This is a genomic window from Streptomyces sp. MZ04 (genome assembly GCF_004684775.1).
Taxonomy (GTDB): Bacteria; Actinomycetota; Actinomycetes; order Streptomycetales; family Streptomycetaceae; genus Streptomyces.
On record NZ_SRIC01000183.1, the window covers coordinates 1 to 17002 of the forward strand.

11 protein-coding genes and 1 CRISPR repeat array are annotated in these 17002 nt (G+C 66.2%); of the genes, 4 read left to right on the plus strand and 7 right to left on the minus strand.

The features are described from left to right. Together E2651_RS29390 and E2651_RS29395 are read left to right on the plus strand one after the other, a co-directional pair. Window positions 1-1014 (plus strand): CRISPR-associated endonuclease Cas3'' (locus E2651_RS29390; protein WP_135334277.1); only part of this gene is annotated, 1014 nt, incomplete at its 5' end. A 2-nt stretch (window positions 1015-1016) separates the two neighbouring features. Continuing rightward, window positions 1017-2036: a hypothetical protein gene (locus E2651_RS29395; protein WP_135334278.1), complete on the plus strand. Its 1020-nt coding sequence runs from the start codon at window positions 1017-1019 to the stop codon at window positions 2034-2036. A 136-nt stretch (window positions 2037-2172) separates the two neighbouring features. Then, window positions 2173-3750: direct repeats of the CRISPR family, unit length 20 nt; unit sequence GAACGGCAGCACCACCACGG. Window positions 3751-4512: 762 nt separating this feature from the next. Here E2651_RS29395 and E2651_RS44205 read toward each other — a convergent pair. From E2651_RS44205 to E2651_RS29420, 5 genes are all read right to left on the minus strand, one after another. Continuing rightward, window positions 4513-4653, minus strand: a complete 141-nt coding sequence (locus E2651_RS44205) for a hypothetical protein (protein ID WP_167828925.1) — start codon at window positions 4651-4653, stop codon at window positions 4513-4515. 190 nt (window positions 4654-4843) lie between these two features. Beyond that, on the minus strand, window positions 4844-7273 hold the full coding sequence (locus tag E2651_RS44210; protein ID WP_167828924.1) for a hypothetical protein: 2430 nt from the start codon (window positions 7271-7273) through the stop codon (window positions 4844-4846). A gap of 437 nt (window positions 7274-7710) precedes the next feature. After that, on the minus strand, window positions 7711-8277 hold the full coding sequence (locus E2651_RS29410; RefSeq protein WP_135334281.1) for a hypothetical protein: 567 nt from the start codon (window positions 8275-8277) through the stop codon (window positions 7711-7713). 417 nt (window positions 8278-8694) lie between these two features. Continuing rightward, on the minus strand, window positions 8695-9069 hold the full coding sequence (locus E2651_RS29415; protein ID WP_135334282.1) for a hypothetical protein: 375 nt from the start codon (window positions 9067-9069) through the stop codon (window positions 8695-8697). Between the two features lie 640 nt (window positions 9070-9709). Further along, the gene (locus tag E2651_RS29420; RefSeq protein WP_135334283.1) at window positions 9710-10603 is read right to left on the minus strand and encodes a ParA family protein; all 894 of its coding nucleotides are present in this window, start codon (window positions 10601-10603) and stop codon (window positions 9710-9712) included. A 2349-nt stretch (window positions 10604-12952) separates the two neighbouring features. Between E2651_RS29420 and E2651_RS29425 the strand changes: the two genes are divergently transcribed. Both E2651_RS29425 and E2651_RS29430 read left to right on the plus strand, forming a co-directional pair. After that, the gene (locus tag E2651_RS29425) at window positions 12953-13813 is read left to right on the plus strand and encodes a DNA ligase (RefSeq protein ID WP_245239323.1); all 861 of its coding nucleotides are present in this window, start codon (window positions 12953-12955) and stop codon (window positions 13811-13813) included. Window positions 13814-14107: 294 nt separating this feature from the next. Continuing rightward, window positions 14108-14413, plus strand: a complete 306-nt coding sequence (locus E2651_RS29430) for a hypothetical protein (protein ID WP_135334284.1) — start codon at window positions 14108-14110, stop codon at window positions 14411-14413. Between the two features lie 51 nt (window positions 14414-14464). On the opposite strand, the gene E2651_RS29435 is transcribed toward E2651_RS29430, so the two are convergent. Together E2651_RS29435 and E2651_RS29440 are read right to left on the minus strand one after the other, a co-directional pair. Beyond that, window positions 14465-15049, minus strand: a complete 585-nt coding sequence (locus E2651_RS29435; protein WP_135334285.1) for a DUF6262 family protein — start codon at window positions 15047-15049, stop codon at window positions 14465-14467. After that, on the minus strand, window positions 15039-17002 hold a 1964-nt coding region (locus E2651_RS29440), incomplete at its 5' end, for a tyrosine-type recombinase/integrase (RefSeq protein WP_209446277.1). The genes E2651_RS29435 and E2651_RS29440, both read right to left, overlap by 11 nt.

Below are 17002 nucleotides of genomic sequence, written 5' to 3' on the forward strand. Positions count from 1 at the left end.
GCCCCCACCCGCCTGGACCCTGCCGTCCTCACCCTCCTCACCGACAGCGCCACCGCCACGGTCATCGAGAGAGCGGTTGCGCGCCTGCGCGCCGGAGAGGACGAGGACCCGGCCGTCATCGTCCACCAGCTCCTCGACACCCTGCTCCACGGTCTCGGCACGAATCCCGCCCGCCCTTATGCCGACCTCGCTCACACGCGCCTGGCCCGCCTGCGCGCCATCGCACAGTGGAGCGCCGCGACCATCGGCCGCACCCGGGAGCGCGGCCGTATCGTCCTGGACCCCGGCGAGCCCGCCCGCCTGCTCCTGCTGCCCCCGCACACACCCCAAGGACAGGCCGAGCAGACCGCGGGAGTCGGCGACGACTCCGCCGATGCCAGTTCCCTGACCCGTCCCGTCTCCTTGAGCCGGCACAGCCTCGCCGTCGCCCAGCGCTCCGCCGACTTCGCGACCGCTCTGGGCCTGCCCACCCCCCTCGTCGACGCCCTGCGCACGGCCGGGCACGCCCACGACTGCGGTAAAAGCCACAGCCGCTTCCAGTGCATGCTCTGCGCCGGTGACCGCCTGCTCGCCGAATCACTGGATGAGCCCCGCGCCAAGTCCGGCATGGACCCCGCCGACCGAACCGGCCGCAAGCGAGCGGCTCAACTCGCCGGGTGGGGCCCGGAGATGCGACATGAAGCCCTCAGTGCCCTCGCCGTCACCGCCTGGCTGGACACCCAGCCCAAGCACGCCCGCGGGAACGACGCCGACCTGCTCGTCCACCTCGTCGCCGCCCATCACGGCCACGCCCGCCCGCTCCTGCCTCCGGCCCCCGACCCGTCCCCGCAGGAGGTGACCTGCACCATGCCCGACCACCAGCAGATCACCATCAACAGCGCGGACATGGGCACCGACTGGAGCGGCCCCGACCGCTTCCACGCCCTCAACCGCCACTACGGCCCCTGGGGCCTGGCCCTGCTCGAAGCCGTCCTCCGCCTCGCCGACATGGCCTGCTCCGAAGAAGGCACCTGACCATGCCCCACCCCAACCACAAACTCGAACTCCCCGCCCTCTACGGCAGCTCCCCACTCGGCTTCCTCGCCGCCCTCGGCACCCTCCACCTCACCACCCACCTCCTCGACCAAGCCCCCCGACTGTCCTGGGCTGACGCCGACGCCCCGGCCATCCTCCACACCCACCAGCCGTTCACCCATCACGCCTTCGCCGAACTTCTGGCCACCCAACTGCCACCGAAGCCACCGAACAAGGAGCCGAGCAAGGACCCGCTCGCCCTCGTCCCCGGCATCCTCACCCAACCCCGCCATCCTGAGCCCGGCTCACCGAACGACCCGCTGCAGATGCCCATCGACACGGCCCTGATCCAGCTTCGGGCGTACGCACACACCGAGCGACAGCACGACGACGTTCACGCCCGCTGGTTCTCCGCCCTGGTCAACTCCCTCAGCACCATCCCCGGCAAGGACCACAAGGCCAACACCCCGCAGAAGGGCCGCCCCGACAAGAATCAGACCCTCTACACCCGGACCACCCCGTACTTCGGCCGCAGCGGGCAAATGACCCTGCCCAACAACTGGGCCAAAGCCGCCGAGCTCTGCCTGAAGAGCCCCGCGCACCTGCACGCCGCCCTCACCCGCTGGCAGCGAATCGACAACTACGCCGGCGCCAACCTCGACTACCACTCCACCGGCGACGCCCACATGGTCAGCCACGGCAAGCCCACCCAACAGGGCGTACCCGGAGCCACCTGGCTCGCCCTCCACGGCTTCGTCGCCTTCCGCCTCATCGGCAACAGCAACCGGCCATCCGCCACCAGTTGGGACACCACCAATCACGCCTTCACCTGGCCTATCTGGCATCGCCCGCTCACCGCCACCGCCATCACCACGCTCCTCGAACATCCCCAAGTCCGCGCCCCGGAGCCCGATCAATCCAAGCTCCGCAACCTGGGCGTGACCGCTCTCTACGCTGCGCCCCGAACACGACTGGCGCACGGCGACGGCCCACTGCAACCGGGGCGACGCCTCATCCCATGACGGCCGCGCTTCGGAACCACAAGCTCACCCCGACACGCCGCATCGCTCCGAAGGGGAATGCGCGAAACATCCGGGATGCGCGGACCTTGCATGAGCTCGAATCGTCACCACCGGTAATCCATACACGTCATTCGGAGCGCTTCTGCCGTCGAGAGCGGCAGCACCACCACGGGTCGTTGGGGTCGGCGAGCCAGCGCAGCACGTCGCGTGCGCCTCTGCCGTCGAGAACGGCAGTACCACCACGGGATCCCCGGCACCTGGGAAACCTGGAAGGTCGGCGCCGAGCGCTTCTGACGTCGAGAACGGGAGCACCACCACGGCACCTCCGCGACGATCTGCCTGGCGGTGAGCTGGAGTGCGCTTCTGACGTCGAGAACGGCAGCACCACCACGGGCACGGTGTGCCGTACATCGGGCCCCAGCTGGCCCGGCGCTTCTGCCATCAAGATCGGCAGCACCACCACGGCTGTTGGGCGACGTTGACGACCAGGTCGCGGCCCAGCGCGCTTCTCCCGTCCAGAACGGCAGCACCACCACGGCTGCCCCTCTTCGAGGTCGCGCAGGTCGACCTCCAGGGCGCTTCTCCCGTCGAGAACGGCAGCACCACCACGGCGTCACCGTCGCATCGACGTTGCCCTCGGCCGGAGACACGCTTCTGTCGTTGAGAGCGGCAGCACCACCACGGCACGCCACTGGTCCTGCAAGTGACAGTGGGCGCAGTGTGCCTCTGGCGTCGAGAACGGCAGCACCACCGCGGCATCGAGATCTGGACAAAGGTGGCGGGGGGCGTGAGCGCGCTTCTGCCGTCAGGTCGGCAGCACCACCACGGCGTCGATGCCGACCTGACCGTATACGACCTGATCGAGGCGCTTCTGCCGTCGAGAACGGCAGCACCACCACGGCATCACCCACTGTCTGAAGGATCCCGAGAGCCTGCTGGCGCCTCTGCCGTCGAGAGCGGCAGCACCACCACGGGACCCCGCTCGTCCTGTACACGGTGGTGGGCGCGGTGGCGCTTCTGCCGTCGAGAACGGCAGCACCACCACGACACGTGCGCCGCGAGGGCGTCGTACAGGGCCTTGGCCGCGCTTCTGCCGTCGAGAACGGCAGCAGCACCATGGGGTCTTTGCGTCCGGGCACGGCGAAGTCTCGCGCGAGGGGCGCCTCTGCCGTTGGGAACGGCAGCACCACCACGGGGACCGGGGCACCGGGCGCATGCACCGAGTGCCAGTGCGCCTCTGCCGTTGAGAACGGCAGCACCACCACGGCTGCAGGATCGTGATCAGCTGGATGCCCCGGGACCCGGCGCTTCTGCTGTCGAGAACGGCAGCACCACCACGGCATCTCCTCGATCGTGCCGCCCTGGATCAGGCCGTGCATGCGCTTCTGCCGTCGAGAACGGCAGCACCACCACGGCAGGTGTCAGTCGTAGCCGGGCAGCACCTTGGCAAGGAACGCTCCTGCGGTCACGAACCGCAGCACCACCACGGCCCGACGGTCATGTCGGCTGCGGCCCGCGGCAGATCGAGCGTCTCTGCCGTCCTCGAACGGCAGCACCACCACGGAAGCAGCATCACCGCTCCCGGCACCGACGCCATACCGAGCCCCTCTGCCGTCGAGAACGGCAGCACCACCACGGGTACATGGCCCGCGCTGCCGCGGCAGTCGCCGCACGAGCGCCTCTGCTGTCGAGAAGGACGGCAGCACCACTACGGCGCGGACTCCAGGGCGGTGGTGAAGGTCGTGGCAACGGGCGCTTCTGCCGTCGAGGTCGCGATACGGGTCCCCAGCTCGGGCAGCTGGACGTCCGTGATCAGGTCCCATTCGAACCGGTTACACAGCCGGTCCTCCTGGGACGGCAGCACCACCGCGGCGGGTACACGTGCCGCGGACGCCGGTCGCCTATCCGGTGCTGACGTCCAGAACGGCAGCACCACCACGGGACGGTGCACACCGACCGTCAGCGCTGGAGTGCCGAGGCGTCTCTGCCGTCGAGAACGGCAGCACCACTACGGCGACGCGTGCCACGACTGTCAGCGCCCCTCCTGGATGTGCGCCTCTGCGGTCGCGAACTGCAGCACCGCAACGGCATGCTGTCCGCCTAGCCGCCGGCGCACCTGCAGCTGGTGCTTCTGCCCCTCCTGGCGCGGGCCTCGGCTGCCCCGATGCCAGTGGCGCTGTGCCGTCGCTGCTCTCGCACAGCGCCCCCGCGCCCGCGCTCAGCATCCACACGGCCTGTGCTCCGTGTCCGCGACGCAACGCCTCTTCCACGTCGTCGAGGAACGGCTCCATCGCAGGGGTATCGGTGCCCAGCGCGGCGATCGTCACCGCCAGGCGGCGCAGCAAAGGCAGTTCCGCCCGGGCCACCAGCCGCAGTCCGGCGTGCCTGTGGCAGTCGCTTACCACCCTCGCCGCAGTGACCGCGATCGCCCCTGTGACGCCCACCGTGAAGGCGGCGATGAAGGCCTAGGAGCCGGTTACGGGGGAGCTGTCGCCGCCCAACTCCCCCGTGCCACGGCGTCCAGACAGGGCAGCCCGATCGCCACCATCCAGAGCACCACCCACAGGAAAGGTGTCAGGACGAGAAAGTCCCACACGCTGAACTGTCGGGTGATCATGTGCCGCTCCCCTGCTCGGTGCTCGAGCACCCTACGTGCTGCCACCGACAGCGCCCCGGCCCCTGCATGGCGGTCACGACGCGACGGGCCGCGTCAAGCGATGACCTCATCGCGGGCTTCTGCGGTGAAGTCCTCCTCGGAACCGAGGGCGGGACGCAAGACGTTCGCGTCGCAGCAACCGGAGCTGCCGTCATCGGCCTCCCCCTGCTCCGCCGGCGGAGGGCTCAGCCGCGCAGCCACGGGCCCTGGCCTCGGCGAGGTCCGCGAGGAAGTCGTCCAGTAGCTCACGCGCTACCTTCTGCCGGGCCCGCTCGGCCTCATGTTCGGCGGCCGCCAGGAGATCCTTGCGGCACGCACGGCGGGGGGTAGGCCGGTTCAACGTCAGTTTGTACACCAGCTGTCCCTCCTCGATCGCTGGCGCGCTCTGAGCAAGTCGGGCCAGGGCCCGTGCCCGCCGTTCGGCCAGAACCTGATCGGCGAAGTGCCGAAGGACATCTGCTGCGCCGTCGCCCACCGGGACCTGGTGCTGGCGCACCACCTTCCAGGTGTCCGTTTCGACCGTGCGCGTCAGCTCCTCGACTGCCGACATGTCCGTCAGGTCCGCGCGCAGGGCGACCACCAGGTCCACGGCGGCCCGCACCGAATTCGCGGCGAGTTGCTGCGACCGGCACGCCGAGCACTCCCCCGCAGTGTCGGGCCTCCCACACATACCGCATGGACGGGCCTGGGCAGCAGCTTGCTTCTCTTGGAGCTCAAGACGCCTGTGGGCCACGGCCGTGTCACGGTCGGCCTTCTCCCGCCGCTGGTGCTCCCTGCGTGCTGAGTCAGCTTTGGCGATCTGACGGTACTCCTCGTTCACCTGGTGCTCGATCTCAGAGCGCTGCTGCTGAGGAAGCCGCGCCCACTGGCCGCCCGCAGCGTCCCTCATCAGCTGCCGGTAGCGACTCTGTCGGTCCCCTCGTAGGGTGGCGCAGCTGTCGCAGGATTCCCGTGTGTCCATCCGCAATCCGTCGTCGCACTGCTGCGACCAACAGCCCGGACGCTGGGGCAGCCCTCGCCGTACCAGCCATCCGACGACGTTGCGAACGGGCGTGTCCTGGGCGGCGATTCGGCGGCTCAACCGCTCCGCCAGAGCAACCTCGGCCTTGTCGGGGCCAATGACGTGCGACACCTGGCCCAGCGCGGTGCGTACCAGAACGGCCAGCCACCGAACCGTGCGATCCAGCGGGATCTGACGCCACAGACCGGCCACTGGAGCCAGAGCCACTCGCAGGTCCAACGGCACCGTCCCAGGAGCCAGCAGTTGGTCTCTCCCAGCCTTGTGCGAACTACGAACTGGCTTTTCCCCGCGCAGCGGGCCCGGCCCAGCCACTCCGGCTCTGGCTTCCAGCAGAGCCGAGCAAGCCGCAGGATGATCCTCGCCCGTGCGCGCGTCACCCCGCCGATCACCTGAACTACCACCGGCAGAGCCGGAAAAGCAGTCAAGATCAGCCGCAGAGAAGCTAGAGAGATCAACCACATCTGAGTGGTGGGCGTGGGGTGACGCACTGTCAGCCCACGCCTCTGATGCTCCTTCGCCATTGCTGACCTGGGAAAACTCATCTTCGTGAGGGATCTGATCCCTGAATGCAATATCCAGGTTGGCGTCCAGTACGTCGTCAAAGCTCTCCTGCGCCCAGCCTTCTCCTTCAAGCACCGGCGCGCCATCATCACCGTCACCGCAGCTCGCGCACCGAAGGTAGGCCTCGGACTCCCGCCCCACCGAACCGCTGCTCTCCCCCAGGTCGGTGTAGCCAGGTGGTTGCTGCTCCCACGTGGTCGAGATGGCAGTGGCCGTGGTCGAGATGGCAGTGGCCGTGGTCGAGATGGCAGTGGCCGTGGTCGAGATGGCAGTGGCCGCAGCGCTTCGGGCCCGGACATGCGCTTCCGTGACTGCCGGAACCCGAACCCGGTCATGGCTTCCGCCGTCGAACTCGACTGCCCCCACGGCCGTCAGACGGCCCAGCACCTGGGAGGCCGCCGCAACGGTGCAGCCCAGCAGCCGCGCCACCGTGGCATCACCCCGGCCATACCCCTCCGCAACTCGCCCCGGTGCCATACGCACCCGCCCGTTGGCACGGCTCTCCAAGACGAGGAGCACCATCGCCAGGCGGTCCAATGCCCCGGCCTGGCCCCCCCGGTGCTTCGCCATGAAGCCCGGCGGGGTCGGCGCCTTGTCCTTCGGTGTCCACCCAGGACACGTCACCGCCTCGCACAGCCGCAGCAGTGTGGTGAGGTCCTTCTGGTTGAGCAGAGCTAGAGGGTGCGCGCCCCCCGCCGCGCGTGCCTCGCGGAGCGGGAGCAGGTCCAGCAGCACAGCGACCGTATGGCCGTCCTCGCGCTTCTGCTCACTGATGACCAGCCCGGCCTTCTTCAGTCCGGGTACGACGGTGTGACCGACGTGGGAGATAGAGATGCCGAACCAGCCAGCAAGGTCCCTGTACGTGACTTTCACGCGCGACGACGACGACGGGGCTTTGGCCAGCAACACCACGGCGGCCAGGCGCACGAGTGGCGAGGCGTCGGTGAGGCGACTGTCCTTGAGGAGCGCGTGTACCGCCGCGGCGAGGGCAGTGCGCATCGAGCGACTCAGTTGCAGGGGCTCCCCCGCAGCACGGACATCAGCAGTCGCTCTGAACGCGTCAGAACGAGCAGTACTGGATGTATTTGCGGTGTTCCGGGCTGACAGCTTACGGCCGCCATTGGGCATAACTGAGCCAGCCCTCTGACCGGTAGCTATGATCTGCTCCTGTCGAGGTGGTACGAGGACAACACTCATCGTCAACCGGCACCGCCTGGGGAGGTGGGGAGGCCGGCTGCGCGACGGCATTCAGCTATGGGGTGCGCTCACCTCCTCGACAGAACTGGCTCGGGACTCCGCAACCCCGAGCCAGTCGGCTTTCCGTAGGGCAGGCACACCCTGATCCCGCTCGTGTAGACGAGCGAGGTTGGGGTGCTTGGATTCCTACGTTTTGAAGTCATGTGGTCACAGGCCCTTTGGCGTTGAGGTCTGATGGCCTAGTCAGTTGAGCGTGTGGTCGTGGGCGACTGCTTGGCCTTGACCGCCTTTGCGGCGACGCCGCGCCGAGGAGCGCGGCGAGGGAGGCGGGCCAATCGCGAGTCCAGGTCGTCGATCCACTCGCCGATGGGAAGCCGAAACACTGCTTGACCGTCGAGAGGTGACGGCTCATCACCATCGGGAGAGGCACTTTCAAGAGCAGCTCGAGCCGCTCGGGTGTGGGCGATGTAAGTCGCCCCCTGGAGGACGTACATCGTGGTCTCGCGGGTCGTCTCGTCGTCCGTGACTGCGTTGCGGGCCGCCTCGAGCGCGGCTGTCTGCCAGAAGTCCAGAACCTTCTTCTCGTTACGAGGAAGCCCCACGCGGTCAGGCCAGACGAGGGGGAGAATGACGCGGTAGACCTTCAGAACGATGACGTCGGCCGGATAGCAGGGGTCTCCCAGGATCTGTGCCTCCTGCGCGCGGTACGCCCAACTCGGGTTGAGTTCGGCTGCGGCCGCGACGGCGCTGGGGCTTAGCACTCGGCCCGACGGCATAGGGGCGCTCCTGAGTTCGACAGTGATCACGACCCTGCCGAGGTTAGCGCATCCTGCACAGTTAATGTGCTGTCAGCAACGTAGGAACGCCTACTGGAAGGTGAGTCGGTAGCACTGTGGACAGGGAGGGGGGAGAGAGGCGCTATGGGAAGGTTGCTCGGCATTATGCTGAGAAGGATTATCTGCATATGTATAGGCATAACCCCTGGTCAGCTAGCTGACGTTCTCGACAACCAGTTGCCCAAGTTCCCCGCTCTCGGGTTCGCGGGCAGTCACCGAGAAGCTGACTTTAAAGGGCGAACGGGACAGCTGCCGGGCCTCATGGCGGACTGTGAAGTTCCAAGGATCAGTGGAACTGCGCGACACATCGGCGTGTCGCGCAGTGGGAGACGTGTGAGGGCCGGTCGAAGTCGACCGGCCCTCACACGAGTTGCATCGCCCCCCACCTCACAGGAGCGGAGGCAGCTCCTCCTTGGGAAGCGCGCCAAGGTCCTTCAAGCTCCTCAGAAGGCCGAGGAGGAGGGCCGAGTGGATGTAGACACCTTTGCGCGAGAAACCCTCAGCGTCACAGAGGTCCTTGATCGCCCTGTGCTGTTCGGCGGCTTCCGGGCTCACACGAATCGTCGTCTTACCGCCCTTGGGAAGTTGTCCTCGGAACCTCTTCGACAGCTCGGCATACGCGGCGCGGAAATGGTCGATGTCAAGCGGGGCCTCAAGCAGGACGATGTTCATGTAGTGGCCGCGGGCCAACTCCCGGTTCCCTGAGGACTTGCGGTCCTCGGACATCCGGTCGAGAAGAAGCGTCCACATCTCCGGCACCATGTTCGAACTGATCGACTCGTACTCGCTCGAGCGTGTTCGTGAATCCTCGAAGGATTGATGGATGCTCTGGTGGAGCGGGTGCATCTCGTCCCGGGAGACGCCGTTGCTGCGTGGCCTGGCGGTGCGCCTTCCCTCGCTGGAACGCTTGGTCGGCTGCTTCGGAGGCGAAGCCACTGGAGCTTGAGCCTGACCCACGTTGGGGTCCGGTTCGTCAGGAACGTCAGCTGCGGGACGGGGAGCGTTGTTGGGGTCCGGTTCGTCAGGAACGTCAGCCGCGGGACGGGGAGCAGGCTCACCACTCGCGGGCGAAGGAACTGTGATGGTGGGGCTGGACTGCCCCTCTACTTCGTGCGAGGACGGCGATTGGGCTGACGCATCCGAAGAGGCCGAGACCGACGCAGCGTCGCTGTCACCGGACGGCGGGGTCGGCTGTACAGCACCAGACGCTCCGACGAAGCTTGCGCTTGCCACCCCCTGTCCCTGGGAGTTGAGGCGCGCTGCAGCAGCCGCCCGCTCTTCAGCCGTCTTGGTGCGGCGGCGGCGTCGCTGTTGCCCATCAGAGCGGCGGCCAATCGAGGCGAAAGGCTGATCCGGGGCGCCGGCGTCTTCTTCGGTCTTGGCCCGCGAGGAGTTGGCCGCGTCAGACACTTGCGCTCTCCATCGCTTCCAGGATCTCCGAGGCGGTCGGAGCAATCTCCCATTCGGCCTCAGGTGTATCCATGCGATGAAGTACTTCCTGCAAGAGGCTGGCGTAGCGCTTGCCGCAGTCGTGGCGAGCGAATCCCACAACTGACGGAACCCCGGAGTCGTAGCTACGCGAGATCCGGCCGTTCTCACGGATCTCTGCCGAGAAGGGCAGAAGACCCGTGTCGACGAGCATGTCGCGTACTTCGATCTCCTCGGTAGTCCAATCTCCCACGGGATGAGCCATGTTCAGTACCGTGCCGAGGAACTTGGGCCCCCCACCGCCATCCGCATTCATGCGGCCGATGGTGGCGCGCATCGCAACTGCACCTTCGAGGGTTTGGTGCTTCGGCCAGCTCAAGGTGATCGCATAGTCCGCAGCAGCGAGTGCGGTCGCGTTCAGCGCCTGGACTGCCGGTGGAGTGTCGATGATCGCGTAGTCGAATTGATCATCGATTGATTCCAGCAGGTCACTCAGGGCGCCCATCCTGCCCTTCCCCTGTGCATGCAGGATGTGCTGGGCAGTCACCATCGTCTCCTGCTCTGCGGCCAACACTGCGAGCCGCCCATGGTCCTTCCACTTGGCGAGGATCTCACTGCGGTCGATGAGGATGTCGGCGACAGACGTCCTGATCCCCTGAGCGGCTGTCTGCAGCTTCAGCCCGAGGGATAGGTGCTTATTCGTATCTGGGTCGATCCGTGCCCCCACGGCTGCCCCAGCCTGGGCCTGAGGCTCAACATCCACGATCACTACGTCGTGACCGGCCATGGATAGCCCCGCTCCGAGGTTGACCGCCGTGGTCGTCTTTCCTGGACCACCCTTCTGACTGACGACCGCGATTCGATCCATTGCTGCAACTCTCCTCGTTCGAATGGGAGTTGAGGCTTCAGCGACTACGTCGGCCTAAATGCCCCGATTCCACGGCTTTTGGGCTGTCCAAGTGGCCTAAGCAACTGTGCTGTCAGCAAATTACCTGGACGTGCAGACCATAACAGGTATGCCTTCGAATGTTTCGGACCTGCGTGTCGTCGGATGTCAAGACGCCAAACGTGGTGGTGCGCGACGAAGCGGGATCGGGCGCCGATGGGGGCACAGCCAGAGTCGAACGGAGGGGCGGTGCAGGGGGCATACGCATCGGCGAGGGGACTGGGCTCCGCAAGGTCGTCTGCGCGGTACTAGAGCTTTGAGGCCGATAGTTCGTGCAGCAGTCAGCGCGGGCGTTGAGCCGTGCGGCGAGGGTCAGGTGGCCGGGCTCGTATGTGCGGGTTGCCGTGGCGAGCTAGCGAGGCAGTGCTTTGCGCGGGGAGGCGGGTTCGCGCGAGACGAGCGGCGGAGCCACTCCCCTACGGACGTGTAGCGGTAAGTGCGCCGTGAGGTGGCCGGGCTCGTATGTGCGGGTTGCCGTGGCGAGCTAGCGAGGCAGTGCTTTGCGCGGGGAGGCGGGTTCGCGCGAGACGAGCGGCGGAGCCACTCCCCTACGGACGTGTAGCGGTAAGTGCGCCGTGAGGTGGCCGGGCTCGTATGTGCGGGTTGCCGTGGCGAGCTAGCGAGGGAGGCCGGTGCGGTAGGAGCAACGAACACGCGTGCCGCAGTAGATGGGTGTCTATGTGCGTAAGTAGGGACGGATGCCCTGACGCAGGGAGGTGGATGGTTATCGAAGGGCCGAGCTACCTACCAGCCGTAGTAATGGAGAGCGGAAGTTGAGTATCTGCGGAGTAAGCACGTATTGGATGAGCGACTTACAGACGGAGCTTTCCTCGCAGATAGGCGAGTAGGGAGCGCGTGGAGCACATTCCTACGCCAGGAGAGAGGCAGGTAGCGAAGATGCGAGCGCTGTACCGAATCGACTACGAACGCACGCAGGCAGTGGAGCATGTAGGGAACGAACGAACGAGGGAGGGGAAGGGTGCACCAAGCAGGGGCGGAAGCAGTATCGGAAGGGAGGAGGTACGGAACGAAGGATAGGATCAGGGAATGCATGCAAGAGAGGCTGTAGGAGCGCACTTTGGAAGTGCTATCTAAGCGGATATGAGAACTATCATCTGCATCTCAGGTGGAATATTCATGCACCTCAAGCTAGTCATCTGTGTCTCAATATCATTGAGCTCTACTCTCTGCCTCATTAAATGCATACAGCTAGGTATCGCATAGAGCATGTACATCGACACTGTATACGGAACTGATATGCGCATCATGCTATGCCTGCCTGTCGACCTCTCTGTCTGCACGTCTATCCGCATAACATGCAGGTCAGAGCCCTGTATGGCAGGCATGCATGTATCTGATTGCTGATCCCCGGCCTGCTTCGACGGGTTATCTAGGCAAGGATGAATTGGCGGAAGTCTGCACCCGCAAGGACTGGTGATTCTGCATCTCCCGGACTGATGCGACGCAAGAGCTACGCCCGATCATCTGCCTCATGTCGCACCAGACAGAAGTGGCAGCTGCGGTGTCTGGGATCGACTACGCCGACGTTTTCGCTGCCTGCTACACAACCTGAGCATCGCTGGCGATGGTGGTCCTGGACGAGATGATGAGCAGTCCTCCGGCGGTGAGGAGATTGAGCTGGGTTGCCGTGAAAGTGGTTCAGAACGCCAGCCCCCGTCACGCTCAGGAGTAGGCGATCACCGAGCTCGGCACACTCGACTGGCCCGCATCCCCACCGTCGCCCTGCACGTCTGCCACTCGCCCTGTCTCGTCCCTCCCCCTTCACTCCCGAGTCGCGACGCGGTGAGGTGGACGCCGGCTAGGGCCAAGCCCGTGCCTCTTCGCCGTCGGCTTGCTCACCGAGGCCGCGGTTTTGGCCGCGGTCTTCTTTAGGGACGCGTTCTTCGGGGTGGCGGAGGTCATGCCATCCAGTGCGGGCGTGACAGCCGCAGCCGCGCTTTGCCAGCTGCCGTTGGCGAGTCCGACGTGTGCCTGCTCGTCGCCGACGGACACCGCGGTGACCGTGCCGATGGTGCGGCGCTGCAAGTTCGTTGGTCTGCCGCCATGCCCGTTCACGTCCTCTGGATGTCGCTGCAACTGGTCACAGTTGACGACCGGAGCGGTCACCTGGTCGTGCGCAGGCGCCGCGGCCCCGCCGAGACGGCCCGCTGGCCAGCGGCGGACACCGGCTCCGCCGCCTTGGCGTCTGTGCTCCACGCAACCGGAGTAGCCGAACACGCGCCCTGCCTACAGCGACTGGAGTCTGGCGATGTGGAAGTCCCCGTCGCTGTCGCCCTCGCCGAGCCTGTTACCACGCTGCCCGTGGGCAGGGGATGGTGGTACGAGCCGAAGTTCGACGGCCACCGGATGATCATGCACCGCACCCAGGAGACGCTGATCTGTCAGGCCCGCTCGGGGCGCACGGTCACCTCTGCGTGGATGGACCTGGCCGTCGCCGGGCACGCCGCGTTGCGCCCCGAAACCGTGCTCGACGGCGAGGCCGTCGTCTGGGTGGACGGGCGCCTTGACTTCTCGGCGGCGCAGGCCCGCGGCAACTCGTCGCCACGGCGAGCGGCGGCGCTCGCCGCCCAGTATCCGGCGCACTACGTTGTGTGGGACTGCCTGTTGGTCGATGGCCAGGACCTCCGCGCCCGTCCGTACACCGAGCGGCGTGCCGCCCTCCTCGATGTCCTCGCGGATGTGCCGCCACCGATCCAGGCCGTGCCCGCCACCGATGACCCGGACGTCGCACTCGCTTGGTACGAGCACCTTCGCGCTCAGGGCATCGAGGGCGTCGTCGCGAAGCGGGCAGGTAGTTCCTACCGGGCTGGCCGCATCTGGAAGAAGATCAGGCATGCGGAGACCGTGGACGCCGACGTCGTCGGCTACGTCGGTCCGCCGTCGTGCCCACACCGTCTCGCTGTTCGTCTCCCGGACGGCCGCCGTGTCCTGTCCCAGGCGCTCACCGCGTCGCTCGCTGCCGAAGTGGCCCGGCATATCGCCGACGCCGGGCCCGGCCGGAGGGCACGTACCGACGACGGTGAGCAATACACCACCACCGCAGGACTGGTCGTGGAGGTCGCGAGCGGGACTACCCGCCACGCCACCGTCATGGTCACCCGCATCCGGTGACGCGGAGTCATGCTCCGAAGTGACTCGGGATGACCTGTCGTGACGGGTCCGCACGTGTTGAAGGGCTGACGGTGTCAGCCCTTCAACGTGAGCGGTCTGCACTGCCCTGCTGGGCACACTCAGGGAGGTCAGTGTTCTTGGAGCTGCGCTCCTCAATCGCGTCATCGCCCAGAAATCAGTCTCAGAAAGTTTGCTGCTCGTGTCACACCGCGGCCGCTACCGGCACCTGTAGCAGGAGAAGGAGCGAGTGCTCCTTCCCCGCATGACGGGTCCACCTCGATCAGGAGATCAATCTTGTTTACCCGGAAGACCGCGCTGCGTGTCGTCACGCCCGTCGCCGTGCTCGCTCTCGCACTGACCGCGTGCGGCGGCGGTGACGACGAGAAGGCGGGGGACAGGCCGAAGTCCGATGCGGCCCAGTCCGAGCCCAAGAAGGACACCACCTTGACGGCCGGCGAGAACGCCACGGGGAAGACGAAGGAGGGCGACGCCACCGTCACCTACGACATCGCCGCTCAGAAGGTCGACGTGGGCACCGAAGCCGAGACCAAGAAGCTGGTCGCCGATCCGAAGCAGGCCAAGGGATTGGTCCTTATCTGAGGTTCCTGAGTCGTTTCTCCTGGTGAGAGTCCCGTGGTAGTGCAAGGGACGTTAGGCACGGCTCTGGCTCCGAATCATGCGGCGGAGGCTGGTGCGGGCTCCAGTCAGTTCGTCTTCGAGTTCCGTGATTCGTTGGCGGAGCTGTTCGTTCTCGGCGGATGCCTGTCGCTCTGCAGCAGACAGCCGCTGGTTCTCCTCGGAGAGTTCGTCGACGCGTTTGGCCAGGTCATGGCTGCCGAGTTGCTCGACTTGCTGACCGAGATGGACCTTGGCTTGCTGACGCAGGCCGGTGTTCTCAGCTCGCAGCAGCTTGATCTCCTCGCGGGCGAGAAGAAGATCGGTTTGCTCGCTGGCCGACGAGAGCTTCCGCCCGCTCTTCTCGTCGTGGTGACCCTGGGCGGCCTGCCGGGACCGGGCTTGATCGATCCGCTCACGGACGCCCGGGGCATAGACGAGCCAACTGGAAACTCCTGCCTCGCGGGCGACCGCGGCGAAGGTAATGCGACGGTCGTTGCGGAGCATGTCTTGGACGGCCTTGAGGACGCGCCCGCGCTTGTCCAGGCTGTCGCGTTGGCGGGCGGCCTTCAGGATCTCTGCAGGCGTCCTGGAGGTCTGGCTGGCGGTTTCAGTCGACATCGTGAGCCTCTGGTCGGATCACGGTCAGCGGCAGCAGCGTGTGATCGCGGGTTGCACGGACCTTCCGCAGGACGGCGCTGGCCTGCTCGATCTCCTCGCGTTCGTCATCGGGGAGGCCCCCGAGCCGGTCGCGCATCGTGTTCGCGACGGTCGTGAAGGCGGTGATCTGATCTCCGAGGTTGCGGACGACGAAGTCGTCCGCGTCCATGGCCTGAGCGGTCTCGCGGTCCGCGCGGAGAGCGTTGACGTGCTCTTCGATGGCGGGAAGGTAAGACGGGTCGGGGCGATAAAAGCCGCAGCCGGCGCACTGGAAGCGGATGGGGCAGGCCTTCCCTCCGGCCTTGATGTTGCTGGGTTCACGGCAGTTGCCGAACGGGACGGCGACCGACTGCGCCTCGTAGTCGGTGGTGCTGGCGAAGGGGGCCGGGCGTCCGGAGCGGTCGATAGAGTGCCGCCGCATAGCGGTGATGGCCTCGCGTTTCCGCTTCTGGGACACCTGGTAGTACGACATCGTGGTGCTGATCATCCGGTGGTCCATCAGGTCCTTGAGGACGTCGGGATGGACGCCGGCGTCGGCATGACGCTGGGCATAGGAATGCCGGAACGCGTAGGGGAAGATCAGCATCCGGTCGAAAGGCAGCCGGTTGCCGTGTTCGTCCAGTTCATCGCTCAGCAGCTGTGGGATCGAGGCGACCCACTCGCGGATCGCAATGGAGAGATTGCCGGTGGTCATGTGGGCGGAACCACTGCGGTCCGTGATCGCAGGGAAGAGGCAATTCGCACTGCGAGTCGGGACATTGAGCCGCCGACGACGAGCCTGCCAGATCTTGATCACCTCGGCGGTCTCGGCGGCGATCTCAAGGGTCCGGGCGTAGCGGCGCTTCTTTCGGTTGTCCCAGATGAGGGTGTATTCGTTCCCGCGGGACTTCAGGCAGTTCAGTCGCAGGCTTGTGATCTCGATCGGGCGGCGGCCGGTATCCCGAAGGACCTGGTAGGCCGTCTGCATCATCAGCTGGATGGTGTCTCGTTCCAACTCGCCGTAGGGGAATGCGGCGCCCATCAAATCGAGTTGGGCATCAAGCTGTGTGATGACTGGTTCGGGGACAGCGCGGCCAGCCGCATCCTCGTTCATTTCCTCCGGCGGCAGGACCAGCGTCTTGTCCCGGTCGAAGCTGCCGGGCAGGCCAGCCAGCATGTCCGTCTTGCGGCCGAAGTCGATGATCTCCATGAAACAGCCGAAGGCGTGCATCCGCCAGTCGCGGCCGGTGAGTTCACCGTTGTCGCTGCGACGGATGCGGCTCATGGCAGTGAAGATCGCCTGCATGTCGGCGAACCGCAACGCAGTGTGGTTCTGGCCTCCGCCGGGCCTGGCGTGCAGGGCTGTGGAGGCGATGACACAGGCGTTGAATGTCCGCTTGAACTTGGCAGTGTCCATGCTGACAGCGCCGGTCCATGTCTTGATCACTTCCCGGAGCCAGGGCTGGCGGATCGCGGACGCGTCAACCTGCCCTGGCCGTTGGCGGCGGCCGCCGAAGGCCGCTGATCGTAGGTTCAACCAACCCAGTTCCCAGGTGTCGACATCCATTGGAGCCAGGCCCCGAAAGGACAGGGAGGCCCGCTGTAGAGCCCGGACGATCTCCCGAAACAAGCCGACGATGTTGGCATGCCTGACCTCGCCGACAAAGGCATCCGGATCGATGGACAGCAGGCTCGGGCTGTTCTGGTGGCCCAGGTGGCGGACCAGGTGACCGACTAGGTGGCGGATAGTCAGAGGCTCGATGTAGTCGGTGCGGGCGTCTCGCTGTTGCAGTCCGTAAAGCACCTCCTGTCGGCGTACAAGTGGACGTGCACCACCTCGTACGGATGAGAGTGCACCAAAGTTGATGCGGTGGCAGACGGGTGCCGCGAGTCTTCTGTCGTCGGTTTCGAGGTGGCAGAGGGGCGGCGGACGGT